Source organism: Gilliamella sp. Nev5-1 (assembly GCF_001690895.1).
GTDB lineage: Bacteria > Pseudomonadota > Gammaproteobacteria > Enterobacterales > Orbaceae > Gilliamella > Gilliamella apicola_C.
Window position 1 is genome coordinate 1 of the sequence record NZ_LZHO01000066.1, and the last position, 26,607, is coordinate 26,607.

General features: G+C 35.3%; 18 protein-coding genes and 2 pseudogenes. 8 read left to right on the top strand and 12 right to left on the bottom strand.

Annotation, left to right across the window (positions count from 1 at the left end):
- From A9G41_RS08505 to hutW, 10 genes and pseudogenes are all read right to left on the bottom strand, one after another.
- Nucleotides 1-3,535: DUF6531 domain-containing protein (locus A9G41_RS08505; RefSeq protein ID WP_143425447.1), on the bottom strand; the 3,535-nt coding region annotated here is incomplete at its 3' end.
- A gap of 1 nt (nt 3,536) precedes the next feature.
- Nucleotides 3,537-4,271, bottom strand: a complete 735-nt coding sequence (locus A9G41_RS08510) for a DUF4123 domain-containing protein (protein ID WP_075539550.1) — start codon at nt 4,269-4,271, stop codon at nt 3,537-3,539.
- A gap of 307 nt (nt 4,272-4,578) precedes the next feature.
- A complete protein-coding gene (locus A9G41_RS13585) occupies nt 4,579-4,725 on the bottom strand; it encodes an integrase core domain-containing protein (RefSeq protein ID WP_081302226.1) in 147 nt (48 codons plus the stop codon).
- A 29-nt stretch (nt 4,726-4,754) separates the two neighbouring features.
- Complete coding sequence (locus A9G41_RS08515; RefSeq protein WP_075539551.1) at nt 4,755-6,641, bottom strand: DNA topoisomerase III; 1,887 nt, start codon at nt 6,639-6,641, stop codon at nt 4,755-4,757.
- Between the two features lie 268 nt (nt 6,642-6,909).
- The gene (gene zntB / locus A9G41_RS08525) at nt 6,910-7,911 is read right to left on the bottom strand and encodes a zinc transporter ZntB (RefSeq protein ID WP_176700651.1); all 1,002 of its coding nucleotides are present in this window, start codon (nt 7,909-7,911) and stop codon (nt 6,910-6,912) included.
- 84 nt (nt 7,912-7,995) lie between these two features.
- Nucleotides 7,996-8,772 carry a heme ABC transporter ATP-binding protein gene (locus A9G41_RS08530; protein WP_075538464.1) on the bottom strand — a complete coding sequence of 259 codons (777 nt, stop codon included), beginning with the start codon at nt 8,770-8,772 and terminating at the stop codon, nt 7,996-7,998.
- 13 nt (nt 8,773-8,785) lie between these two features.
- Nucleotides 8,786-9,772 (bottom strand): FecCD family ABC transporter permease, encoded by a 987-nt coding sequence (locus A9G41_RS08535; protein ID WP_075539552.1) that lies wholly within the window; start codon nt 9,770-9,772, stop codon nt 8,786-8,788.
- A gap of 46 nt (nt 9,773-9,818) precedes the next feature.
- Nucleotides 9,819-10,457, bottom strand: a complete 639-nt coding sequence (locus tag A9G41_RS08540) for an NAD(P)H-binding protein (protein WP_075539553.1) — start codon at nt 10,455-10,457, stop codon at nt 9,819-9,821.
- An 18-nt stretch (nt 10,458-10,475) separates the two neighbouring features.
- On the bottom strand, nt 10,476-10,976 hold the full coding sequence (gene hutX / locus A9G41_RS08545; RefSeq protein WP_075539554.1) for a heme utilization cystosolic carrier protein HutX: 501 nt from the start codon (nt 10,974-10,976) through the stop codon (nt 10,476-10,478).
- Nucleotides 10,977-11,103: 127 nt separating this feature from the next.
- Nucleotides 11,104-12,408 (bottom strand): annotated as a pseudogene (gene hutW, locus A9G41_RS08550) (heme anaerobic degradation radical SAM methyltransferase ChuW/HutW); the annotation flags it as partial.
- A 278-nt stretch (nt 12,409-12,686) separates the two neighbouring features.
- Between hutW and A9G41_RS08555 the strand changes: the two are divergent.
- The 8 genes and pseudogenes from A9G41_RS08555 to A9G41_RS13590 all read left to right on the top strand — a co-directional run.
- The gene (locus tag A9G41_RS08555) at nt 12,687-13,532 is read left to right on the top strand and encodes a heme/hemin ABC transporter substrate-binding protein (RefSeq protein ID WP_176700893.1); all 846 of its coding nucleotides are present in this window, start codon (nt 12,687-12,689) and stop codon (nt 13,530-13,532) included.
- Between the two features lie 105 nt (nt 13,533-13,637).
- A complete protein-coding gene (locus A9G41_RS08560) occupies nt 13,638-15,941 on the top strand; it encodes a TonB-dependent receptor domain-containing protein (protein WP_075539556.1) in 2,304 nt (767 codons plus the stop codon).
- Between the two features lie 267 nt (nt 15,942-16,208).
- Nucleotides 16,209-16,862, top strand: a complete 654-nt coding sequence (locus tag A9G41_RS08565; RefSeq protein ID WP_065582874.1) for a YjfI family protein — start codon at nt 16,209-16,211, stop codon at nt 16,860-16,862.
- An 18-nt stretch (nt 16,863-16,880) separates the two neighbouring features.
- Entirely contained in the window at nt 16,881-17,573 is a 693-nt protein-coding gene (locus A9G41_RS08570; protein WP_065582875.1) for a PspA/IM30 family protein, read from the top strand.
- 94 nt (nt 17,574-17,667) lie between these two features.
- Nucleotides 17,668-18,312, top strand: coding sequence for a hypothetical protein (locus A9G41_RS08575; protein ID WP_065582876.1), 645 nt, complete (start codon nt 17,668-17,670; stop codon nt 18,310-18,312).
- A 31-nt stretch (nt 18,313-18,343) separates the two neighbouring features.
- A complete protein-coding gene (locus A9G41_RS08580; RefSeq protein WP_065582877.1) occupies nt 18,344-20,446 on the top strand; it encodes a hypothetical protein in 2,103 nt (700 codons plus the stop codon).
- A gap of 115 nt (nt 20,447-20,561) precedes the next feature.
- A complete protein-coding gene (locus tag A9G41_RS08585) occupies nt 20,562-25,505 on the top strand; it encodes a DNA repair ATPase (protein WP_075539557.1) in 4,944 nt (1,647 codons plus the stop codon).
- Nucleotides 25,506-25,572: 67 nt separating this feature from the next.
- Nucleotides 25,573-25,722 (top strand): annotated as a pseudogene (locus tag A9G41_RS13590) (integrase core domain-containing protein); the annotation flags it as partial.
- Between the two features lie 199 nt (nt 25,723-25,921).
- Here A9G41_RS13590 and A9G41_RS13595 read toward each other — a convergent pair.
- Both A9G41_RS13595 and A9G41_RS14015 read right to left on the bottom strand, forming a co-directional pair.
- Nucleotides 25,922-26,086, bottom strand: coding sequence for an IS3 family transposase (locus A9G41_RS13595; protein WP_176700860.1), 165 nt, complete (start codon nt 26,084-26,086; stop codon nt 25,922-25,924).
- 134 nt (nt 26,087-26,220) lie between these two features.
- A complete protein-coding gene (locus A9G41_RS14015; protein ID WP_081297217.1) occupies nt 26,221-26,388 on the bottom strand; it encodes a transposase in 168 nt (55 codons plus the stop codon).
- Nucleotides 26,389-26,607 lie beyond the last annotated feature (219 nt).

Consider the following 26,607-nt stretch of genomic DNA (forward strand, 5'->3'; position numbering starts at 1 on the left):
ACTCTCGCCCTTGTTTATCCCAACGAAAAGCGGCTAATGGCTGGTGGTCGAGTGTCATCCCCAGTAGCTGACCCTGATTGTAATGATATTCTAACCATTGCCCATCGGGCAGTTTAGTGCCATTGAGTAAGCCGGTGATTTCATCGTAGCGATGGCGGATAGTCGCCCAGTTTTGGTGCTCGGCCGTTAAACGACCAACTTTATTATATTCCCATCCTAAAACCGATTGCCCATCGAGTATTTGTGTTAATAATCCATTCTGATTGTAACTATAGTGCTCTTTTATGCCATCAGCTAGCTCTTTTACGATGAGTTTTCCACGGCTATCACGTTGGTAGCGGGTAATGAGCGGTTTTTCATCATGTTGGTTACCATACTCGTGTTTTTCAATTAAATAGCCATTTAAATCGTAATGATAAGTGGTTTTTACCTCGTCAAAACCAATTTCTTCACTCAATTGCCCCGTTGGCGTGTAGCTGAAGCGGTAACGTTCCCCTTTCTGATTTTCAATTTCACTGATTTGTAGATGGATATTATCATAACGAAATTTCAGCCGTTCGCCATCTGGCAGCCGCTTTTCGGTCATTAAATGTAATGGCGAAGCGTAGTCATATTCTGTGACTTTACCCGCTTCATCTTTAAACCAAGTCACTTTGCCATAAGCGTTGTATTGATACTCACGAGTGGTGTTATTCGGGTAGGTGATTTTTGTGATTTGTCCTAAATCGTCATAAGTATAATAGGTCTTGCCCTGTTGTCCATCACTGACGACCGTGAGCCGAAGTAAAGCATCATAACTAAATTGAAAAAGACGTCCATCGGAAAAGCCTAGCTGTTGTAATTCACCGTTATCTCCCCACGTAAAATGTTGTTCGCTACCATCAGGGTATTGGGTCGATAAACGCTGTCCATCTTCATTATAACGATGACGAGTGAGTAAACCGTCGGGCGTTTCCAACTCAATAATGTCGTCGTGATGGTTATAACGTATTCGCCATATCAGCCCATTTTTTTCAATTCGAATAATTCGTCCACGTTGCCAAGTATAATCTTCATAACTGTTGTCTGGGTAAATAATGGTTTTTAACTCGGCATTAACCGTATATTCATAGTGGGTTTGATGCCCTAACGCATCAATCTCAACGGTTTTCAATCCCTCTTCATTATACTGATAGGTTTTGGTCGCCCCATTAGCATCGGTTTCTGACTGTAACAAACCATCTTTATGGGAGTAACACTTTTGACTGCCATCAGCCATGGTGACAATCACGTTTTCATCTTGCCATGTGTAACGTTCATCTAATTGCCCAAAGTTACCCCATTGACGTAAACAACGAACATCTTGACCTTCACCCTCCCAGACCCAGTTAAATTCAGCGCCTCCAGCCATTGTTCGCTTTTGAATAACATTTAAGGCGTCATATTCATACGTTTCAGTTTGACCTGCTGCGTTAGTTGCCCCAATAAGTTGATGATGGTCATTATAGTGATAGTGCATTAGAGGGTGCAGCGTTTGCCATTCCCCTTCCACTAAAATCTGAATAGTGACCGTATCAATCAGTATTGATTGCTTATCATAATAACCAAAAGCTAAACGTCGTGTTTTATCTTGCTGAGGTTGTAAGGCTATCAAGCGATGATGATTATCATAAACCACATTGAGTCGGTGACCATACTTATCAGTAATAGCACTTAAATAGGCCGTTTGTTCAACTCGTTTGAAATGATATCGTACACGGTTGTTACCTTTTTTATACAAGACGTATTCATCGGCGGTGTCGCTTAAATAAATGCTTGACTCGGCTACCGGATTAATGATGATGGGGTCTTTTTGGGTAGGTAGCGGAAACGTGGTTAATAAGTTTTCATCATCCAACCAGACAACTTCTTCACCCTCAAATAATAAGTAGTGCGCCAGAGAGTGGCTCCATCCATAGCCTAATCCAATATTGTGCTCAACAGCGCTGCTTCGGTAACAACGTTGCCAAATAAAAGGCAATAAACCTTTAAATTCACCATCATCAAGGGTGAGTAACTCTTCACCCGTTACCATCGATATGGGTTCACCACTTTGAGCTGGATTGCGTGAGGTTCCTTTTTTATTACGACTTTTAGATAAGCTAGATTTTGCCTTTGCAATTTTTTTCTCGCCTATTTGTATCCATGACTTCAAGCGTGCGGATAACTTAATATATTGGCTTGATGATTTGATATGCTTAACCACATTAATACCATTCCCGCCCAAGATAGCCCTATTAGGTTTGATTGCTTTCATGCTTTGTTTTAAGCCATCGCTCATTTTGGTCATGGAGTTAATAAATCGGCCCCCCCCATTTATCGCACTAACCGATTTGCTTACCCCTGCTGTGACCCCTTTAAATATCAACGCTTCAACAAGGAATTCAGCAACAAATTCCATTACTGATATCATTATGGCGGAGTACATTTCACCCGCAAATACCATTTGATAATGCGGTGGAAGCATCGCCATCCAGCTTTGCGCATAATACGCAGCAAGATAAAAACGAACTTCATCTTGTAATAAGGTCAGCGTTGGTTCGTCACTAACTACACGCTCTTTAAATAATTCATCAATCCAACCACGAAAATCCCATTCTTCAAGCTTTTCTAGCGCTTTTTTGTATTTTTCTAATTTGTCATCAACGCCCGTTACTAGCCCAACATTCCACCATTGAGATAATAACTGATATTGTTCTGCAATCTCTAATGTAGAATAGGATTCCCATTCTGGCAATATCTCATTGGTCCAGTTATCTTGCAGCTGTTGATGTAACTCATCGATAATCATTTGATAGGCTTGTAACCAGTTGTCGACATCGCCTTTTTCAACGGGCAATACCACAACATGGTATCTTGAATATTTGGCAAATTTTTCGTCTGACCAGTCTAACTCTGCTTCACCGTTTTCATCTAGTGTAATGATATACTCTTGTTTTTCAGCTTCAGAAAGAGGAATATCTTCGTCTACTATGTACGGAATAGCATTCGTAGCACTAAAATACTGGGTAAGCGCTTTGGATTGATAAGGAATTAATTGAATTTTAACTTGACTTAAAATGACTTTTTCGTTGTTAAGCCCCTCCATATTATAACTGATTTTGACTTTCCCTTTATTCGCGCATTTGGCACAATAGGGTTTATTAATATTAACCACTTGTGTTGAACGTTGATAACTTGATAATTTTTCTTTAATATCAACATAAGGAATGACATTCGATGCGCCCCATCGCTTCATCCTTGCTTTATATTCATCTTGAGTTTCTTTTGAAAATGTAGATAAACAAGTTTTTAATTCAGTTAATAATGTATTAGCTCTTTTAATATAAAATTGTGGGTCTTCCTCTTTTTCGACAAGAAACTTAATAATTGTTGCACGGACAGATAGGTCCTGAACATTTATCGCTCCTTCAGGGCTTACAGATACTGGCGGGAGTACGCTGTTAACCTCTCGGGTAAATTTACCTATATTATTGTCATTATTGTCATTATTGTCATTATTGTCATTATTGTCCATGTTAAGTTTCCTTTTTTTCTTTATCCAACTGCTGCAATATAAAATCAAAGACGTTTTGTTTTTTAGTTGGTAACGATAAAAGATGAATGATTTTTGTTTCTAATACTTGATAAGGGAAAGCGGTATATATATCCAAATAATTTTCTTGTAATAATTGTAATATATGGTTGACTAAAAGCTTAGGTTGGGTAGCAGATAATTGTTCTAATAGATTTTGTGGCACCTGCCACCAAGGCGAAGTTTGCACCGCTTGCTCAACGGGTACATGCACTACATGTGATTGATGATTAATCCAGTAAAAAGCAAAAGCAGGCAGCACGTCTTGCCAGCTATCAGTAAAATAATCAAGCATGATTGACAAATATTCGCCATCCCAGTAGCGAAAAAATACCGTTTCACCATCGGGCATAATGGCCTGGGTTAAGCTCCGTAAATGGGCGCAGATGTCTGCAAAGGGTAAATGAGAGCGTGCCAGCCAGCCCCAGTCTTTGTGCTCAGTGTTATTAATCCAATCTAAAAAGGGACTATGCTCATCAAGCCTAACTAGCATGGGCATAACAGAAAACCAGTGCTCGTAAGGAGTGCCACTATAAAGACCATAGGGCGTTTGTGAACCATCAGTGATATAGTAGTTTTTAACCGCTTGCGCATCACTGACGTTAGAAAGTACGGCATACAAAGGCATGGCAGAGGTAGCGGTAATCGTGCGCCATTGAGACAGTGGCATAGCTAGCATAATCTGTTCAGCCTATAAAATGAAAGAAAAAAATATTTAACATGATGTTTCACCATTAAATCAATACAACCGATAACCTGCTTCACTATATTTACCAAATATACCTTTAGAAAGTATTAAGAAACCGAAAAATAAAGGTATTTTTTAGCTAAGATAAGATTATTTTTTATTCTATGTAACCTTTTTTTAGTCTATTTTTGTTATTTTTTACTTATTTTGAAAAATCAATACATATGTATCAGGTTGTTACGCTTGGCGTAAATGTGTAAATACCCCCTCAAACTTAGCGCACAACTGACGTAGAAAATTAAGTTACTTGTTTTAGTGTTTTACATTCAATTGACGTCATGTTCTTCAATGTTCCATGCGGTCTTTCCGTGTTATAAATCATTACCCCTTCTTCGGTTACTCTCTTCGCTTGCGCTAAGTTGTTAAAAAGATATAAATCGAGCATTTCATTCTATTTTGATGATGATAGCGACACTAAGATCTAATATTCAATCGCGCATTTTTTAACTGATTAACAAGCTCTAGTAGTGATAAATTGAGTTGGTGCATAAATTGCTGGTATGAAAACTCTTTTTTGCTAATTTCATCTAATTGTAATTCCCAATGTGCTGTCATGTCGGGCATCGACATGATATCAGGTAATGATAAAATCAGATTTTTACCCACGTCTGTTGAACGTATTGTTTTACCTTGACGAGTCAAAAACTGGCGTTTAAATAACAATTCGATAATACCAGCTCTCGTTGCTTCGGTACCTAAGCCATCCGTTTCACGTAATATTTTTTTTATTTCTGGATCTTTAACAAATCGAGCAATACCCGTCATAGCCGATAATAATGTGGCATCGGTAAAGGCTCTTGGTGGCTGGGTTTCTTTACTCAGCAATTCAGTATCAACACATTGCACAGTTTCCCCCTTTTTAACCAATTTAGTTAATAACCCATTGGTTTCATTATCATCTGCATCAGTTTGGTAGTTTTTATTCCTAAATAGAATCTTCCAACCCTCATCAAGCATTTGGTTTGCTTTAGCAATAAATTTCCCTCCTTGAATATCAACATCAATTTGCAATTCGGCATATTTGTAAGCAGGATAAAATTGTGCTAAATATTGCGTTGCAATAACTTGATAAACCGCCTTTTCGTTATCGCTCAAATTTGTCATTTTAGTTTTGCGTAATGTTGGGATAATAGCATGATGTGCTTCGACTTTTTTATTATTCCAAGCTTTGGAACGCAAAGTAAAACTTGCCTGCTCAATAGCAGTTTGAAGCTCAGGGCAATTATTTTCAATAGCAGACTTAACGCCCATAATTTGTTTTAAATGATCTTCAGGTAGAAAGCGACAATCTGATCTTGGATAAGTAATTAATTTGTGCTTTTCATATAACGATTGACAAATGTCGAGTACATCTTGCGCACTTAATCCATTTTTCCTAGCCATTTCAATTTGCAGTGCCGATAAATTAAATGGCATGGGAGGCGCCAACTCTTTCTTTTTGTTGCTAACTTTATCAATTGTTCCTGGTTTACCTTTTATGCGTTGACAAACATTTTCAGCCAACTTTTTGACTAATACTCGCCCTTCTTCATCTTGATAAGGTGCACAGGCTTCGCTTGGTTGCCATTTTGCCTTAAATGTTTCATTGTCTTTGGTTTGTAATACAGCAAACACTTCATAAAAAGGTTTAGGTACAAATTGCGCTATCTCTAAATCACGCCTAACCACTAACCCTAAAATAGGTGTTTGTACTCGCCCAATTGATAATACACCTCGATAACCGTTTTTTTGTCCAACAATAGTACAAAGCCGGCTCATATTAATGCCATAAAGCCAATCCGCTCGAGCTCTTGCCAATGCAGAGGTTGATAAAGGAATAAAATCTTGGTTATTGCGTAATTGTTGCAATGATTTTTCAACAGCGCTCGCATTTAAATCACTAATTAAACATCGCTGTATAGCTTTGCGTTTGCTCGGCGATAATTGGCAATAATTTAAAACTTCATCCACCAATAATTGTCCTTCTCTATCGGGGTCACCGGCATGTACAATTTGATCGGCAGAGTTAATTAGATCGACCAAAATATTAAATTGTTTTTTTGTATTGTCTTTTGGCATTAAGATCCATTTTTCAGGCACTATAGGTAAATCACTCATCACCCATTTTTTATATTTAGGATCATAAATTTCTGGTGTAGCTTGCTCTAAAAGATGACCAATACACCAGCTAACAATATCACCATTACTTGCTTTAATAAAACCATTGCCTTTTTGGTGAGGTTTAGGCAATACATCAGCAATAGCTCTAGCTAAGCTGGGTTTTTCAGCAATAAATAAACGATAAGAATGATTAGATCGCATAACAATGATTATTCATTAAATATTTCAAGCAATATACGCTTCATAAAGGAGAGTATCTAATGTATAGTCCAACAATGTAGCCACATTCATCAATAGAAAATTATACAATCCCCAGCTTGGTAAAAAAACGCAAACAAAACAAATTAAAATTAACTTTTCGCAATTAGTTTTTTGCTGGTTGTTAAATAAAGGCTTAATAATATCCTTATCACTAACTGTATAAACGCTCATAACCTTTTATCCATTTTTTGTAAAAATGTGACCACAATTACCACCACTTTTTATATTTAAGCCAAATAGCCGAAGCAATACAAATAACAACAAGCAGTAATATTAATCCAATAAAAGACCATTCTTGTTGGCTAAAAGGAATACCCGCTAAATTGACGCCAAGTAAACTAGTTAAAAATGTAATCGGCGTAAATATAATGGTAAATAGTGACATTAAGTAAATTCGTTTATTGGTTGATTCAGCCAAGAAACTATTAATTTGCTCCATTATTGAAGCTAACCGCAATAAACAGCTATCTATGTCAGATACATAATGGTTTTGCTGATTGGAAATATCGTGTAACCGTTGACGATCGTTATCATCAATCCATGAAATTCTTTCAGTCGAAATTTTTACAAAAATATCACGTTGCGGTGATAACAACCGACGTAAAACGATCAATTGTTTACGTACACGGCCTATTTCTTTATATGAAAATATCCGTTGGTTAAGAACTAAATCTTCTAGCCTGATGATTTTATTATGAGTACTATTAAAAGATAAATTCACTTGATCGCTAATTAAATCAGATATTTGAATTAACCAATCAGCAACATCCACAGGTCCAATGCCTTTATCTAAATTGTCTTGCAGCTGAGAAATGGCGCCAATTTTTTGATGTCGGGTTGAAATAATCATGTTATCGGTGATATAAAAACGGAAAGTCACAATAGGATCTGGAAGTTCATTTGGAATAAAATTCACCCCTTTTAAAACCACTAAAATCCCCGACTCAAAACGGATTTCTTTAGATATTTGGTTCGATTTTATCAATTCGTTTTTGATCAAATCAGGAACTAAATGGGTGGTATTAATCCAATTAATGGTTTCTTGCTTAGCAAAATCTAAATGAATCCAAAATGGCTGTGTAACTGAAGGAACACTTTGTTCATTAAGTGGCATTGCTTTGCCTTTACCATCTAGCTGGCAACTAAAAGCCGGTTTAGCATCTAAGAGATGTGAAACAGAAATAGAACTGGTACTATTTTGATTAGTCATAACCGCCCCCATTTGTTATTTTTTCAAATTATATACTGAATTTAGCTTAAAATGGAGTAACCAATTAGAGTTTATTTATTTTGTTTAACGCATTAAATAAATTTGAGGTACACAAGCATTATCTGGATGAGGATAAATCCCTAATTCTACCTTATACCAACGGTTAATATTTTCTGCGGTTAAAACATCTTTAGGTATACCTTGTTTAACAAGTTTTCCTTGATTAATTAATAAGATCTTATCAGCATATAATGCAGCTAAATTCAGATCATGCAAAACACAGCATACGGCTAATTGTTGTTCGCAAGCCAGTTTCTTTAATAATCTTAAGGTTTGTTGCTGGTGATATAAATCAAGTGCCGAAGTGGGCTCATCTAAAAAGAGCAGTTTTTCAGTTGGCTGTACTTGCCACAACTGCGCTAAAACTCTAGCTAACTGCACGCGCTGTTGTTCTCCACCAGATAAGTTACGATAATCTCGATTTGCTAGTTTTAAACAATCTGTTTGCTGCATAGATTGTTCTATTGCTATATCAAAATCAGTTTTTCCATATGGCGAACGCCCCATAGCGACGACCTCTTTTACTTTAAAAGGAAACGTCAATGGGTTATGTTGTAGCATTACCGTGCGAATTTTAGATAATTGCTTTTCTGACCATTGTGACAACGGTTTATTTAATAAATAACACTCTCCTGATGATGGCTTTTGGTAACCTGTTAACAAACGCAATAGTGTTGATTTTCCTGCTCCATTAGGTCCAATAATAATGGTAATTTTGCCCACTTCTATAGTTAAAGAGATATCATTAATTAAAGTGTGATTTGCATAATTAAAAGTTAAATGTTGAGCAGTTAGCATCATTAAATTCCATCTATTATTTATGCCTTAAAATTAACCATAGAAAATAAGGCCCACCAAGTAAACTAGTAAATAACCCAACTGGAATTTCAGTAGGAGCAACTAACGTTCGGGCAAAAGTATCCGCCAATAATAATAAACAGGCTCCACCCAACGCAGAGGCCGGTAATAACCATCGATGATTAGCTCCCATTTGTAATCGAATCATGTGAGGAACAACTAAACCAACAAAAGCAATTATGCCACTAACTGCAACTGAGGTACCAATTAGTACTGCACAGAGTAATAATAGGTATCGTTTTATTCGTTGTACATTGATGCCCAAATAATGAGCATCTTCATCGCCAAGTTGAAGAAGATTCAGTGCATGCGATAACTTAAAAATACCAAGTAAAGCGGGAAAAATGAGTGATACCGCAACTAAAACCAAATCCCACGAACCTTTACCTAAATTGCCCATTGACCATAATGAGAGCTGACGCAATTGGATCTCATCACCAATATAGCTCAAGCATCCCATTATTGCGCCAATAATGGCATTTATGGCCACGCCTAACAAAACCATTTTTGCTAAGTTACATTGTGAATTTAAGCTATAAATATAAATTAACAAACAAATCAGTAAGCTACCTGCAAAAGCAGCAAACATTTTACCGTAAAGCATCATAATAGATGGAAATATTGCAGGAAATAAAATAGATAGTCCCACCATTAAAGCAGCACCACTACTAATGCCCAATAGACCGGAATCGGCTAATGGATTTCTAAACAGCCCTTGCATTACCGCACCAGAACTAGCTAAAGCCATACCAACAACAACAGCTAACATAATGCGAGGCATACGGACATTAAGCCAAATATGCCATAACGGATCGTCAAATTGTAGGTTAATTAAATGGGTAATGGATAAATTTAATGCGCCAGAACTAGCCGAGAATATAATAAGCACCAATAGTAGACCAATTAACCCCCATAATAATGAACGATGACGATTGTTTTGCACCCATTAACCTCTTTTATATCTTGAATGACTCATATTATTTAGCTAATTAATAAGTTATTGTTAAACTAGGGTCAACAACACTATAAGCACAATTACCAAATTCGTGATTAGCGATTTTATCAATAATTATTTTTGCTAAATCAATGCGATGAATAAACCCATGTACTTCTTGTTGATAATAGCATTGGGCATTTTGAGTCATTTCACCATCACGCAAACCTCCAGGCCTTAAAATTAAAAAATTTAATTTACTGGTTTGTAACCAAGTTTCAGCTAACGATTTTTCTCGTACTGCATGACCAAAAGCCTGTTTTGCCCTCGCTGATAAAGTTGCCCATGAGTCACCACATCCTAATGAAGTGACTAAAACCATCTGTTTTATGCCTGTTTGCTCGGCACAATCAATAATAATACGCTGGGCCTGATAATTCCCAGTTTCCCCACCTAAGGTTGAAACAATTGTTGAATCAGTACCAGCTAAATCACAAAGTTGTTTAACCAGCACGCGATCAGTTGCATCACCGACATAGGTTTCAATGCCTTGATTGACTAATTGCTTAGCAAAAGTATTATCACGAGCTAATGTAATACAATGCCAATCTGGATGGCTTTGTTTAACTAGTTGTAAAACTTGATAACCAGTTCCTTGTTTAGGGCTGACGCCAAAGATTACTAGTGTTTTCATTGTATTAACATCTTAAAGTTAATTAATCCGATTAGCTAATGCTCTGAATTTTTCTAGCTGTTCTGCTTTAAGTTGATGTTTTTCGTCACGACCAACAAAGATTTTAAACATCGCTTGTCCCATATGATTAAGAAATATCATCGACGCAGTAGACATTTTCATAAATTTACGTTCAATAAAAGCAATGTATTGGCAATGCTCCGCCTTGATATGGCCACTTAAACCTTTTTGGTGTCGTAAATTAAAATATTTATGGCTATGCGTCCCTAAGGGTAACTCACCAGAAATTTCAGCAATAACATCCCCCGTATGGATTAAAAACAATACTTCTCCCCAAGTTGCTATTTCTTCCCAAATGGTATCAAAATGGCTGCCATCGACAATTTTTGCTCTGGGTAAAGCCTGAATGACTTGCGTCAATGTAACATGATGATCTTGAGCAATCTTTTCTAATACTTCCTCGGGGTGGGTTTGCATATATGCAGCTAAATTAGCTAAATGGTTTTGTTTATCTGTCATAATAATATCCTTTAATTACGAAGTTTTAATGTGGATCTTTTGCTTGCTTAATAGCGGAATGAGACATCATTTGTTGGCTACCAGTCGTTCGTTTTTCTTGCGCCATTTTTTGTTGTAATTCAATATATTCTGGATTATTGAGTTGTAATAATAACTGCTGTAAAGCTTGCAAGATATTGCTTGACCAAAATCGCCCAGATAATGTCAAAAGCAGGCAATGATCTGTATTTTGTAGAAGCCCTACTTGATGCCATTGATTGATTAATGGTTCAAACAATTGATAGTGCTGTGTTAATTGCGTCAAATCAATTCGCCCTTTTTCAATACCTGCTTGTAATTGATATAACCATTCACCTATTAATGGTTTACCTGTTAACATCATAATTGGCTTTTTACCTTGATCTAATTGGGTGTAATACTGATTTAAATCTCGATGGATCATAAAAGATTGACCACCTAACCGCCCACCAGCACAAGAGCCGAAAGCAAAGAAATTCGAACCTTGTTTAATTAAAAAATTATATAAATTTCGTTCACGGCTAGTTTTAGCCCAATGTGCATTAGTTAAATGAACCCAACCTTGTTTAGCAAAAAATTCAGCACCTTGATGATAAAAACGACACTTATCAGTGACAGACGGTATTTCAATACGTTTATTTTCAACACCTTTAGCAAGTGGTGTTGTAGGCAATAAATTAAGGGAATAAAGATCAATGCCATCTAATGGCAAATTATTAGCAATATCTAAATCTCGTTGCCATGTTTTAGGGGTTTGATCGGGTAAACCAAACATTAAATCACACACTAAAGCAACACTATCTCGTGCTGCTATGCGTTCAAAGTTTTTAATGATTTGTTCTTCAGTTGATGCTCGCCCTAACCTTTGTCTAATTTGAGTATTAAAGGTTTGTACACCTATAGAAAAACGATTAGCACCAGCTTGAATATAGCTATCAACATGTTCATCATCAAAATCAGAAATGCGCCCTTCAATCGTAATTTCACAATCAGGTGCCAAAGGAGCGTGCTGTTTAAAATAACGAATTACTCTGGCTATTTGCCTACTAGCCAAAGCCGAAGGTGTGCCTCCACCAAAATAAATGGCATGAATTGGAGCAGATTGCATCGCTTTATTATCTATTTCAAGCGATATTTCTTTTAATAAATAATCGATATAGGTTTCAGTATTAAACTTCCGTAATGGGTTTTGATAAAAACCACAAAACTGACAATGAATATCGCAAAAAGGAATGTGAATATAAATTAAACGTTTTTTATCTCTAAGTGATGTCGTTTGAATAATTTCCCATTGCTGCTCAATTTCTAATGAAGATAATGGCAAACTAGCTTGTAAAGGCATTACTGCCCAGCGATTTTTAAATGGCAACGTCGTATTTTCAGCATAAAAAGTGCTAACATCTAATGTTTTCATACTAGCTATTCTTGTACAAATAAAACACGCAGATTAAATAATAATTATTATCATTTAGCAACTTTTTTTATTTAAATTTTTATATCCAATTGATATTTAAAATAAATTTTCACATTGAGTAATTAAATAATAATTTTTTAATAAATAATAAATTTATTTTAATAATTAATAAGTTAAATTTAAAACAGCTCAAATATTGCTATATTATATTGATAATGGTTATCATTTTCATTATAGTAAATAACTTCTGTCCAATGCCGAATGATAGGAACTACATAATGAAAAAATTTATAAAGAAATTAAGCGTAATTCTGTTTCTTTTTTCTTTAATCAACCTTATGAATTTAAGTTTTGCAAATGAAAGAATTGTTATTGCTGGCGGCTCTTTAACCGAAATTGTATTTGCGCTGGGGGCTGGTGATCAAGTTGTAGGGGTAGATAAAACGAGTAGTTATCCAAAATCGGTAAAACAACTTCCACAAATTGGTTATTGGAAATTGCTAAATATTGAAGGCATCTTATCGCTAAAACCCTCGTTATTTATTACATTAAGTGATGCCGAGCCTAAAAACGTAATAAGTCAGGTTAATCAAGCTAAAGTCGATGTGCTTTCATTGCAACGTGTTCCTGGAACTATTGATTTACTTTATTTAAATATTACAAAAATTGCGGATAAATTAAATAAACAAAGTGAAGGGCAACAGTTAATCAATAGAATAAAAAACAATCTAATCCAAATCCAAGACAAAATTGCCAATCAACCCAATAAAGCAAAAGTGCTATTTTTGATGAGCATGGGAGGAACAAATTCAGTAGCAGGGAAAAATACTACTGCTGATGCCCTTATAACTATTGCTGGAGGTGAAAACCTTGCTACACATACCAGTTACAAAACGTATACCCCCGAATCGTTAATAGCAATGAACCCTGAAGTTATCGTATTAAATAATCATTCTATCGAACAGTTGGGTGGTATGGAAAAACTAAACACTATTGCAGGAATTACTCAAACAGCAGCTTTCAAAAATCATCGTATTATTACCATAGACGATAGTTACCTGTTTGGTATCGGCCCAAGAGTTGATGAAGCTGCCAAAATACTTTATCAACAATTTTACCCATAATGATTTACCCCAAAAAATAACATAATGATTACTATAAATTGATACTAAATTAAAGTGAAGCAAGTGCAGTACATTATTTAGATTATTATATTTGAAAGGTTTAAAATGCTTAACGTTACTCATTTAAAAATATCTAGTACACTAGCTTTAGGCTTAACATTAGGAATACCTGCCATTGCAGCAGACAATAACACCAACCAAACGCATGATGATGTAATGACAGTCACAGCGCATGAAACAACTAAAAAACCGGGCACCAATAAAGAAATATCGGAGCAAGACATTAGGCGCAACGGCGGAACCAATTTTGGTACAATAATGCGTTATCAACCACTGATTTCTGCTCTTGGTAATATTTCTGGCTCAGGAAGTGGTAAAAGTAGTTGGGATCGTGGTGGCTTTACTGGCTATAATATCCGCGGCTTAGATGCCAACCGCATTTCAATCGACATTGATGGTATGCCTTTACCTATAGCCCAAGGTAGGGTCAATTCTGTAGGTCGTGCTGGCTTTGGTTCTTATGGTATTGGTCGTGATTATATTGATACCTATATGTACAATAAAATCGATATTCAATCAGGCGCAACATCAGTTAGTAATCCCAATAATGCCCTTGGTGGTTCGGTTTCATTTCAAACTAAAACTGCCAGTTACTATTTATATCCAGGAAAAACAAGCTATTTTGGTTTCCAAAATAATTATGACAGTACTGACAAAAGTTATCATCAAGGTTTAACCATAGCTGGAGGTGATGATGAGCTAAATGGTATTTTAGTATTAAGCCGCCATGATGGCAAACAAACACGGAATCATGGTGATTCCATCAACAGTTATCCCGAAAACTGGCATTCAAATTCAATCCTATCAGGATTTGGCTGGCAAATAACCGAAGAGCATTTACTCAATACGACCGTTGATTATAACAGCAAAACTAAAAATTCTCATTATAATACATGGGACAAATACGGTAAAAAAATAGAATCATTTGATCACCAAAAAAGCAAAAATAACCGTTTTAACTTAGCAATAAAAGAATTATGGAAACCAACCAATATTAGTTGGATCGACTCATTAACTACCCAATTAAATTATCAACGTACCCACGTTTATGATAATACGGATTTACAACACACAACTCAAGGTAAATTTAACACTCAAACGCACTATAATACTAAAGCCTATAACTTTATTACAACATTATTAAAAAGTTATGAAAATCAAAAAATAAGTGCAGGTTTAAATGCTAACTGGAGTCGGGATGAGTCGCCATTTTATACTTCAGCTAAATCACAGTATGGCAGAATTTTCCCCGATGGAGATTACACAAAACCTCAAGCAGATAGCTGTAGTTATCAATTAGGGGGATTTCTTGAAGATCGTATAAGTTTTACTGTCAATTACAGCAATAACTTCTATTTAATCCCTAGTGCTAGAGCAATATATCAAAACACCAAACCTCGTAATTTGCAAAACATGGCAGTTACTAATATAAATGCTAACCAGTTAGGTAAACAATATAATCGTAATAGTGACTTTAAGGTATTGCCCTCTATAGCATTTATGTATGATATTAATCCTGATTTAATAACTTACCTCCAATATAAACGTGGCGCACAAATGCCTAATCAAAATCAATTATATGGATCTTATTTAGCTCATAGCCAAATGTATGTACTGGTTGGCGATTCGAACCTTAAAACCGAAACCAGTGACAATTTTGAATTAGGCTTAAAAGGACAGCCAACATCAGGAGTGACATTATCAACCGCCGCTTTTTATAATAAATATAAAAAATTCATTGCGTATTCTCGTTATAAAAAGAATTTTGTCGGAGTCGGTAATCGTATTGTTTATCAATCAGAAAATAGAGATAAGGCCTATATTTATGGCGCAGAACTAAGTAGCGAATTTAATATCGGCACATGGATTGAATCAGCCAATGGGCTAAGTGCCAGATTGGCAATTGGCTACAATCAAGGTAAATCAAAATCAAGTTATTTAGGCGATAAATATATTGAAATGGATAGCATTGCTCCGCTAAAGAGCACCATTGGCCTAGCATGGGACAATCCAAATCAAGACTATGGTTTAGCATTAATTGCCACCTTCCAAAAAGGCAAAAAAGCTGAAAATACAGCTCGTGAAACTTACAATAATGACAGCAAACCAATCAAAGCCGCTACAGATGATTATTTTAGAGTTGCAGGACACGGCATTGTGGATCTGACTGGTTATGTCAATATCACTAAGAATGTAAAATTAAGCGGTGGCATCTATAATCTTACCGACCAAAAATATTGGGATTATCTAAGTAACAATAAATTATACAAAACATCAAACTATAAATATCTAGAAATGTTCACCGCACCCGGTAGGACATTCCAGTTAGGTATGGATATTGATTTTTAACTAACAATATAAATAATGAAAATATCCTTTTTTAAAGAGAGGATATTTTCATCTAATATGTACATTTGGCTCATCTAACTTTGACTAATTAACAAATATCTCACGCAGGCAAATTTCCTCAATATAGCTAAATTTAATAATAAAAATACAATTGTTAAGTTATAGAAAATAAATATCACATGTAATTATTACATGTGATATTTACATGTGATGTTTTTATGTTAATATAAACCCTATTGATAATTAAAATAAACACAAAATCAACATATGAAAAAAACAAAAGAGGCCAAAGGCTCTGCATTTTACCAACAACAATATAGAAAACGCTTGCGTGAACAAGGCCTAATAAAAAAAGAAGTTTGGATTTTACCTGAAAATGCAACTCAGTTACTCGAAATTGAAAAACAGTTTCGCCTACCTATAGACAATAGCACATGCTTTAACAATATACAGGAAAGCAATAAAATGAAAAAAAATGAAGTTTGGTCAATTACAAATCTTTATCAAGCTTTGCGTGACTCAGAATTATCTAAGCAAGGTTTTGCCACTATTGAAGTCATCGATGGCGTTGATGCTTGTTTGCATATAACCATGCATGAATATGGCGATCTACCTCTATTTTTAAGTGCTTCTAATCAACAAATTATTATTGAGGCTCTACTTTGGCCTGTTGATATTGTCAAACACACAAATCAATTTAATGAAGAAATATTATGTACTAGAAAACTATTCCCATTATCGACTATTGCAATTGAAAAAACAGGAGATGGGGTATTAAATTATATTATGTACGGAGCTTTAAGTGCGTCTTCATTATTAAGCAACATCATTTATGAATTAGAAACTTTATCAGATAATGTCATTAAAGCTACCGAAGCATATGAACATTATATTAACATTAACAATATTGAATCAAAATAGTTAACAAGGAGATTAACAATGGCTATCTTCAAAAAGCTTATTACCGCGCTTCGTGGTAGTGTTAATGAAGCCGGCGAAGCGATTATTGATGCGCAAGCTATACGAATATTAGACCAAGAAATTCGCGATGCTGACGTTGAATTAAAACAAGCTAAAGAATCTTTAGCAAGCATACTTGCGCAACAAAAATTAGCCGATAAAGAAGTTGAAAAAATTCAAGCTGAAATAACTGAGTATGAAAATTACGCCATCAAAGCATTAGAAAGCAATAATGAAAAATTGGCCTTAGAAGTCGCTGAAAAACTTTCGGTTCTTGAAAAGAAGTACACAGTTAATAAAGAGCAAGCAACTTATTTTGCCGATAATGTGAAAAATCTACGACAAACAATATTGCAAACAGAAATTAATATCCGTAATCTTAAACAACAAGTAGATATTGTAAAAGCAACAGAAAGTGTGCAAAAGGCACAATCTGCTATTGCTCAGCGTTATGGAAATTCAACAACAAAACTACAAACAGCCTTAGACTCTCTTGAGCGAATAAAAAAACGACAAGAAAAAACATCTGCCACTATTGAAGCAAAAAAAGAATTATTGGGATCTGAAGCTCAAGATTCGCTTGATCGTAAACTTGAAGAGGCAGGAATAAAATCGAGCAATCAAAGTGCCGAAGCAATCTTAACTAGGTTAAAAGAAAAACAAATTAATTAAATTTTTTAAGTTTTACTTTTTTTAGTTACAATAACCGTTAAAAATATAATAATTAGAAAATTGTAATAACTATTTAAAATATAAAGGAAATATAATGGAGCTTTTTTGGGGGATATTTTTTTCTTTTCCCGTTGTTATTTTTAGCGCCTTATTAACACTTTGCGTTATGTATTGGTTAACTGCTGCAATTGGCATTTTAAGTGTTGATTGTTTAGATATAGCGATTAACGTAGAGGATATAGCTACCGAGCCATCATCTGGATTTGGTGGCTTATTATTGAAATTTGGTTTTAATGAAGTACCGCTCACATTAGTTATTACCTTAATTTCATTATTCGGATGGTCAATTAGTTATTTTAGTTTCCGATTTTTTATATTACCGCTATATAACGATGTTTTGCTTTATTTTATTATAGGAGCAGTTTTTTTTGTTATTTCACTAATCACCGCTGTTTACCTTACTGCATTTGTCATAAAACCTATTCGCCCCATTTTCACAAAACTAAATTTAACTCATGATCATAAATCATTATTAGGACAAATTGTTCAAATACGATCCAGTATTGTAAATAACATTAAAGGAGAAGCTATTTATGAAGATGGCGGAGCGGGATTAATTTTACAAGTTAGAAGTGACGAAACTTATCAATTTAAGCGTGGAGATAAAGCAGTACTGCTACGCTATGATATGGCCAACAATTTCTATGAAATCATTAGCATTGAAGAATTTAACGGATAGTCAGAGTTCAATTTTTGGAGAAAAATAAATTATGCATATAAATACTGATACAATAATATTTTTTTTTATAACAATAGGAATTATCTTTTTAGTTATAATAGGTTTTTTCTTATTATTTAAAGCTTTTTATATTAAAGTTCCTCAGGGTACAGCACTTATCGTTAATGATATGACCTCAAAACCCAAAGTGCACTTTACAGGGGCCTTAGTTTACCCTGTTATCTATAAAAAAGAATTTATGAAAATTTCATTGATTACTTTTGATGTAGAGCGTCGTGGTAAAGATGGTTTAATTTGTAAAGATAATTTACGTGCAGATATCTGTGTTGCTTTTTATTTACGCGTTAACGAAACGACTGAAGATGTGTTAAAAGTAGCTAAATCTATTGGTGTAGATAGAGCTTCAGATCAAAAAGCAGTAAGTTCACTCTTTAGTGCAAAATTTTCAGAAGCGCTAAAAACCGTCGGGAAACAATTCGAGTTATCAAAACTGTTTGAAGATCGCATGAACTTTCGTGAACGCATTATTGATGTTATCGGAAAAGATCTAAATGGTTATGCTTTAGAAGATGTTGCTATCGATTATTTAGAACAAACGCCAATAAAATCTCTTGATCCTGATAATATTTTTGATGCTGAAGGGATTAATAAAATTACATCCATTACAGCTGTTCATAAAGATGAAACTAACAAACGAGAAAGAGATCTTGAACTCGCATTAAAAAAGAAAGATACCGAAACAATTGAAGCAAAACTTGAACTTGAACGACAACAAGCAGATGCTGAAGCAAGACAAAAAAGAGAAATCGAAACAATTCGAGCACGTGAAGCGGCTGAAACGCTAAAAGTACAAGAAGAAGAGCGTTTGAAAGCAGAACAAGCTAGAATTCAATCACAACAAGAAATTGAAGTACGAGAAGAAAATCGTTTACGTGAAGTCGAAGTTGCACAACAAAACCGCTTAAGAGCTATTGCAATAGAAGAAGAGCGAGTTGAAAGAGCACGTTCACTTGAAATTGTTGCTCGTGAACGCGAGGTTGAATTGCAACGTATTGAAAAAGATAAAGTACTTGAAGAAGAAAAAAAGCTTATTGCCAATGTAATAAGAGAACGTGTTGCTGTTGAAAAAACAGTTGCAGTCGAAGAAGAAAACATTAAAGAAGTACGTGAAGTTTCAAAAGCAGATCGTGAAAAACAAACAACGATTATTGAAGCAGAAGCAAGAGCTGAACAAGAGTTAGTCAAGCAAGTTAAGCAAGCAGAAGCTGACGAACAAGCATCAAAACACCGCGCTATTGAAATTAGCACAATGGCACAAGCTGAACTTGAAGCAGCAGCTAAGCAAGCCGAAGCGAAAAAACAATTAGCACAAGGTATTGAAGCTGAAGAAGCGGCAATTGGTCTTGCTGAAGCAAAAGTACGTAAAGCACGAGCAGAAGCTGAAGAGAAAGAAGGATTAGTCAAAGCAAATATCACAGCAGAAACTTTATTAGCAGAAGCAAAAGGTAACCAAGAAAAAGGATTATCAGAAGCAAAAGTCATTGAAGCTAAAGCTGTTGCAATCGAGAAACAAGGCTTAACAGAAGCGAAAGTACTTGAAGAAAAACTTTCAGCACAAGCTCGTGGTGATGAACGAATCGGTTTAGCTAAAGCATCGGCAACAAAAGAGCAAGGTCTTGCTGAAGCACTAGTAATACGTGAACGTTTAACAGCTGAAGCTAGTGGTTTAGTTGAGAAATTCCAAGCTATGGGCACAATGAGCGAACAATCTCAACACCATGAGGAATTCCGTTTGGCACTGGAAAAAGGATTTGAACAAGCTATGGCTGCTATTACTGCCAATAAAGAAATTGCAAGAGAGCAAGCAGATGTTCTTGCTGCAGCATTTAGTAAAGCCAATATCGAAATTGTGGGCGGTAACGATAACTTCTTTAACAGCTTCTCTAAAGCAATTAGTGTTGGTAAAGCTATTGAAGGAACAGTTAATCAAAGCCCTGTCCTTCAATCTGCTTTGCAATCAGTGTTATCACGCTTATCAGGTGATAAGCATGTTGATCTAAAAGAAACATTGCAAAATACTGATTTAAAAGCACTAGCAAAACAATTTCTATCTACAGAAAATGACAATAAATAAGGAACATGTTCTTCGATAGTTATTAATTTGGCTTATCGCTATCATCTGTTTTCGGTAGATAATACGTTTCTACCGAAAACAATAAGCTTTTCTGTATAATCATAATGAGTTAAAAATGTCAGAAATACAACAAGATATTGAAAAACAAACAACATTAGATAAAGCAGTTGCCGAAGGCGGTGCTTATGAAATTCTTCGTAAACGTCTAACATCATTAGGGCAAGAGCTTAACCAAAAAACAGAAACATTAAATCAACAACGGCTTTCTGAATTCGGTAAAAGCGATATGTCAATTACCGCGCGAATTCGTATAAGAACTGAAAATAACTGTATAGCAAGAGATATTGTTCGTTTTGGTGATTGGCTATTATTTGGCTATAACGTTTTTTTAGGGTTAAAAAAAGAAACCAAAATTGAAGATGTCTTTTCTCTTTATCAGCTTATCGACCGTGATGGTAATTACGAAGCAGATCCTGTTGCTCTTTCTGGTACCTTCTTAAACATTGATCGATTTGTTCAAGATTTTAATGAACTTTATACTTATTATAAAAATGCTCAGTTATTACAACTTGTTGAACGAGATGGTAAGTTACTAGCTAGCTTCCAAATTGGTGAACGGGTAAGTGATATTCGCGTTTTTCGGTGGTCTATATCAACCGATAAAAAAAATATTAATTATATAGATAACCGTGGTGAACGAGATATAGCCCTTCCACCTGCTTATGATTTTGAATGGCAAGAGACCACGCGTGAAAATATTATTAATGGACGATTTCCACATGTTAATGTGTTAGATACTGTTTTTGTTGAAACAATTGGTGGTGATTTAACAATAAAATGTGAAAATAACACTAACGATGGGCTTGGAATTTACCGCGAAGATGTCATCGATAAAAATCAATCCATTAATGACGCTAAAATAGAATATGCTAAAGTAGGATCATTGATTCTACTAAAAGTATTACCTTATCGCGAAGATAATTGGCGGTACTTAGTCTATAATACGCTAACACAACAAGTCCAACGAATTGATTTTATTGGTCAAGCTTGTATCCAACTCCCAGAAGATCATGGAATTATTTTCCCTGGTGGTTACTATTTACAAAATGGCGAATACAAAACATTTGATCAATCAATGTCAGGAATGCGTTTTAGACGTATCAGACGTTCACCTAATGGCGAAGATGTTTTATATATATTTTATGATCCAACATCTGGTCGATTAGCATTATTTAACTATAATATGATTGAACGTAAACTCAATAGCCCTATTTTAGGTCATGGTTATGCTGTTTTTGAAGATGGTAGAATGGTTGTGTTCGAGGGAGAAAGTAACGAACCAACTCGGGTCCATCCAATGCAAATATGGCAAACACCATTTTATAGTGATGAATTTGCTGCAAAACAACCAACAAATAATAGCTTTTTAGGTAGAATTGGCAATGCTGAACTAGTTCGAGGCATCTCAGATCTTTATTTTATTGCTCGTGAAATTGACAACCAATCAGTATCATCCCAACTATACAGCAAATTAAGTGAAGACACTAAAAAACTTTTTGATACCTACTTTTGGCTAAATGACGAGAAAAATTTACCTTTTACACCAATTCTTCGTAATATTTCGCAAACAAGCGAATTAGTACTTGATGAATATGAAAAAGTTGAAAGTATACGCCGCCAATCAAATAGCGCTATGCGCGAAGCGATTTCAAATCAACAAGATCTATTAGCAAAATTATATCCTGATAGTTGGAAAGAAACTCAAGAATATGTCGATGCCCTGAATGCAATCAAAATGCAATTAGGTAGTCTTGTCACTTTAAGAACTTACCGTTATATCGATTTAGATCAAATCGATATAATGGAAGATGAACTTAAAAAACGCCAATCTATCGTTTATTTAGCCACAGCAGAATTTCTAGGTAGTGAACAAGCCTTAGAGCCATTCATATCAAAAATTGATGACATTGAAAATGACATTGCGAAAGCAGATTCTGTCGCAAAACTCAGTAAGCCAGCAAAAATGGCTGATGATATGTCTAATGATTTAGATATGCTATCGCAATTAATGGCATCATTAAAGTTTGATGATGTCACATTGCAAACAAAAATCATTGAATCAATTGCAGAAGTTTATTCAAAACTTAATCAAACCAAAGCAAGAATAAACCAAAACCGAAAAAATTTTTCGAGCACTGAAATGGTCGCCCAATTTGGCGCTCAATTCAAACTATTTAGTCAAAGTATAGCCAATGCACTAGGGCTTGCTACGACACCTGAAAAATGTGAAGATGAGCTCTCTAGGCTGTTAGTTCAATTAGAAGAACTGGAAAATCAATTTAGCGAAAGTGAAGAGTTTTTAAATGATATCTTAGCAAAGCGTGAAGAAATATTAGAATCGTTTGAAACACATAAGCAAGCTCTTCTAGAAGACAGAGCTAGACGCAGTGAAGCACTACAGACCGCAGCGCAACGAATTTTAGATAGCATACCAAGAAGAACCGCAAAGTTTTCAGACCAAACAGAACTCAATGCTTTTTTTGTTGCTGATCCTTTAGCCCAAAAAATTCGTGAAATCGTCGAAAAACTAAGAGCACTATTTGATAATGTTAAAGCAGACGATATTGAATCCCGATTCAAAAGCGCACAAGATCAAGCAATCCGCGCTTTACGTGATAAATCAGAAATTTTTGAATCAGGCGGTAATGTCATAAAACTTGGGCCAAGACATAAGTTTAGTGTCAATACACAGGAACTTGATCTAACAGTCGTACCTAAAGCAGACCATCTATATTTACAATTAACGGGTACCGATTATCAAGAAAAAATAGAACATCCTAAACTAGAAAGCTACAAACCATTTTGGACAATTTCATTAGAATCAGAATCACCTACAGTCTATCGTGCAGAATATCTTGCTTATTCAATTATTAATTCTGCATTAAAAAAAGATGATGAATTAACTTATGAAAAACTCACTACGCAATTAAATCAACCTGAACTATTGAGTAAAACTGTTCGTGATTATGCAGCAATACGATATCGAGAAGGCTATGAAAAAGGCATTCACGATCATGATGCAGTAAAAATATTATTAAAAATTATTCCACTAGGTGAGATTGCAGGCTTACTACGTTATAATCCTTTAGCACGCAGTTTAGCTATGCTTTATTGGCATTATAATCAAAAAAATGACATCGCTAAGTTATGGCCTGAACGCGCTAAAACCTGTATGGATATTTACTCACTATTTGGACATGAAGAAGGTTTAAAAAATCTTCGTACAGAAATATTTGAAGAACTCAGTTTATTTCTACAAAAATATCCAATACAACATGATAATTATCATGTTAAACAGGCATCCGAATATTTAAGCTACATATTAGCCGAAACACCGCAACAATTTACATTAAGTAAATATAGCCAAATATTGTTTGAAGGATTAAAAACGCAATTAGAGCAATCTCACATGTGGGTGGACTTTAATCAATCACAAATAAACCTGATGACACGATTAGCAGATCGTTGGAATCTAATCGAAAGTTGGTTTAAAGGTCTATGCACCCTACCCCAGTATCAAAAATTTGTAGCTTATATTGCTGAAGCAACGATGCTATGTATATTAGATAAAGAAAACGGTATAACCTCAACAGTTAGCGAAGTTGACCTTGATATTACCGTTAATGATCTATTAGGCGAACATCCAAGCATTAAGCAAGGGCAATTAAATATAAATCTAGATGACTTCTTTAGTCGTATGCGTAAACAATCGCGTGTAGTAATTCCAGAATTTAAGCATTACCAAATGCTTCGCCAAGAAGTTTTAGAAGAACAACGTCATTTTTTACATCTTGAGGAATTTAAAGCAAAACCATTAAGTTCATTTGTACGTAATAAACTTATTAATCAAGTTTACCTACCAATTATTGGTGATAACCTAGCAAAACAAATGGGAACTGTAGGAGAAAGCCGTCGTACCGATTTAATGGGATTATTATTACTCATATCCCCTCCAGGTTATGGTAAAACAACCTTAATGGAATATATTGCCAACCGACTTGGTTTAATTTTTATGAAAATTAATGGACCTGCGTTAGGGCATAGTGTGTTATCTTTTGATCCTGAGCAAGCACCAAATGCAACCGCCCGTCAAGAACTTGAAAAGCTTAACTTAGCACTTGAAATGGGTAACAACGTTATGCTTTATCTTGATGATATCCAACACACCAACCCTGAGTTTTTACAAAAATTTATTTCACTATGTGATGGCTCTAGGCGTATTGAAGGGGTTTGGAAAGGAAAAACCAAAACGTATGATCTTCGTGGCAAAAAATTCTGCGTAATTATGGCTGGTAACCCCTATACCGAATCTGGCGAAGTTTTTAAAATTCCTGACATGTTGGCTAACCGTGCAGATATTTATAATTTAGGGGAAGTGCTTGGCGGAATGGATGAAGTATTTGCATCAAGCTATATTGAAAACAGCTTAACCTCAAATCCTATCCTTTCTCCTCTTGCCTTACGCGATCTTAATGATCTTTATCTATTAATCGATCATGCGCAAGGAAAGCCACTTAACACTAACGAGCTTAGTTATGCTTATAGCCAAGCCGAAATTAATGAAATTGTTGCCGTACTTCGTCATCTATTAAAAGTTCGTGAAGTAGTATTTAAAGTTAATCAACAATACATTATTAGTGCGGCACAATCTGATAAATATCGAACCGAACCTCCATTTAAGTTGCAAGGTAGTTACCGTAATATGAATAAACTTGCGGAAAAAATATCCTCAGTGATGAATGATGAAGAACTTAATCAGATTATTGAAGATCACTACCTTGGAGAAGCACAATTGCTTACTAATGGAGCAGAAGAAAATTTATTAAAATTGGCAGAAATCCGTAATGTACTTACCGAAGAACAGACAAAACGCTGGCAGCAAATTAAAACCGACTTTGTGCGCAATAAAGCACTTGGTGGCGATGAAGCTAATACAGGAGCTCAAATTGTTACACAACTTGCTGATCTAGTACAAAGCGTTCAAGCATTAAAGTTATAAAATAAAAAGCTTAAAAATAAGCATACCAATAGATCGATCTTTGGTATGCTTATCTGTATAAGCAACACCTTATCAAAATGGCTATATTGAACGATTTAATCGTACCTATCGTACTGAAGTACTCGATTTATATCTTTTTAACAACTTAGCGCAAGCAAGGAGAATAACCGAAGAAGGGTTAACGATTTATAACACCGAAAGACCACATGAGGCATGAAATAACATGACACCGCTTGAGTATAAAACACTAAAACAGGCAGCTTAATTTTCTACGTGAGTTGTGTACTAAGTTTGGGGTATTTACAGAAGGCTCTAAAACGACGTTGATTGCAACGACTATCACTCGTAAAATCCATTGACCAACATTCACCTTGTTTATTGGGAACCAATAACTTTTCTGGCTCCCGAGGTGGAATTCATTGTTTTCGTTTGGTTTTAAGATTCAGTTTTAACTCACAATACACCCGATAAACACGTTTATGATTCCAACGATATCCCAGCTTTCTGATTCGATTAAAACACTTAGGAAAGCCCCAGCGTAAATGTCGGTCTGTGATAGCATTCAACACCGAAACAATCACCGAATCATCCAGTAACTTAGGTTGATAATAGTAAGCTCAACGACTTAAACCAACAATGGCACAACTCATAGCAATAGTAACTGAATGATTTTTTTGTAGCGCCTATGCCCACGTTTTACGTACCTTTGTGGGCACTAAAGCTTTTTTATGATTTCTTCCTGGAGCTGTGATTTTAAACTTAGCTCAGCAAACATCTGTTTAAGCTTACGGTTTTCAGCCTCCAGCTCCTTTAAGCGTTTAATATCCGACGTTTCCATACCACCGTATTTTTCCCGCCATTTATAGAAAGTTGAATTACCCATGCCCTATTTACGACAGAGCTCCTTGACAGGAATACCCGCTTCAGCTTCTTTTAAAATAGCTACGATTTGATGTTCAGTCATTTTTTTCATAATTGAATCCCCTTTACTTTTATCATAGAGAATTTTCTACTTTTTTGCTGTACTATTTTAGGGGGTAGTTACACAGTAAGCTTACCGGCAGGAAGGATTACCCGTTACTTAGATAAACTGGCCGAATAT

Coding starts and splice junctions, on each gene's coding strand:
- A9G41_RS08575 (WP_065582876.1), top strand. CDS start 17,668: ATGGAGCTTTTTTGGGGGATATTTTTTTCTTTTCCCGTTGTTATTTTT.
- A9G41_RS08510 (WP_075539550.1), bottom strand. CDS start 4,271: ATGCTAGCTATGCCACTGTCTCAATGGCGCACGATTACCGCTACCTCT.
- A9G41_RS08580 (WP_065582877.1), top strand. CDS start 18,344: ATGCATATAAATACTGATACAATAATATTTTTTTTTATAACAATAGGA.
- A9G41_RS08530 (WP_075538464.1), bottom strand. CDS start 8,772: ATGATGCTAACTGCTCAACATTTAACTTTTAATTATGCAAATCACACT.
- A9G41_RS08565 (WP_065582874.1), top strand. CDS start 16,209: ATGAAAAAAACAAAAGAGGCCAAAGGCTCTGCATTTTACCAACAACAA.
- A9G41_RS14015 (WP_081297217.1), bottom strand. CDS start 26,388: ATGGGTAATTCAACTTTCTATAAATGGCGGGAAAAATACGGTGGTATG.
- A9G41_RS08570 (WP_065582875.1), top strand. CDS start 16,881: ATGGCTATCTTCAAAAAGCTTATTACCGCGCTTCGTGGTAGTGTTAAT.
- zntB (WP_176700651.1), bottom strand. CDS start 7,911: ATGACTAATCAAAATAGTACCAGTTCTATTTCTGTTTCACATCTCTTA.
- A9G41_RS08555 (WP_176700893.1), top strand. CDS start 12,687: ATGAAAAAATTTATAAAGAAATTAAGCGTAATTCTGTTTCTTTTTTCT.
- A9G41_RS08585 (WP_075539557.1), top strand. CDS start 20,562: ATGTCAGAAATACAACAAGATATTGAAAAACAAACAACATTAGATAAA.
- A9G41_RS08515 (WP_075539551.1), bottom strand. CDS start 6,641: ATGCGATCTAATCATTCTTATCGTTTATTTATTGCTGAAAAACCCAGC.
- A9G41_RS13585 (WP_081302226.1), bottom strand. CDS start 4,725: ATGCTCGATTTATATCTTTTTAACAACTTAGCGCAAGCGAAGAGAGTA.
- A9G41_RS08560 (WP_075539556.1), top strand. CDS start 13,638: ATGCTTAACGTTACTCATTTAAAAATATCTAGTACACTAGCTTTAGGC.
- hutX (WP_075539554.1), bottom strand. CDS start 10,976: ATGACAGATAAACAAAACCATTTAGCTAATTTAGCTGCATATATGCAA.
- A9G41_RS08540 (WP_075539553.1), bottom strand. CDS start 10,457: ATGAAAACACTAGTAATCTTTGGCGTCAGCCCTAAACAAGGAACTGGT.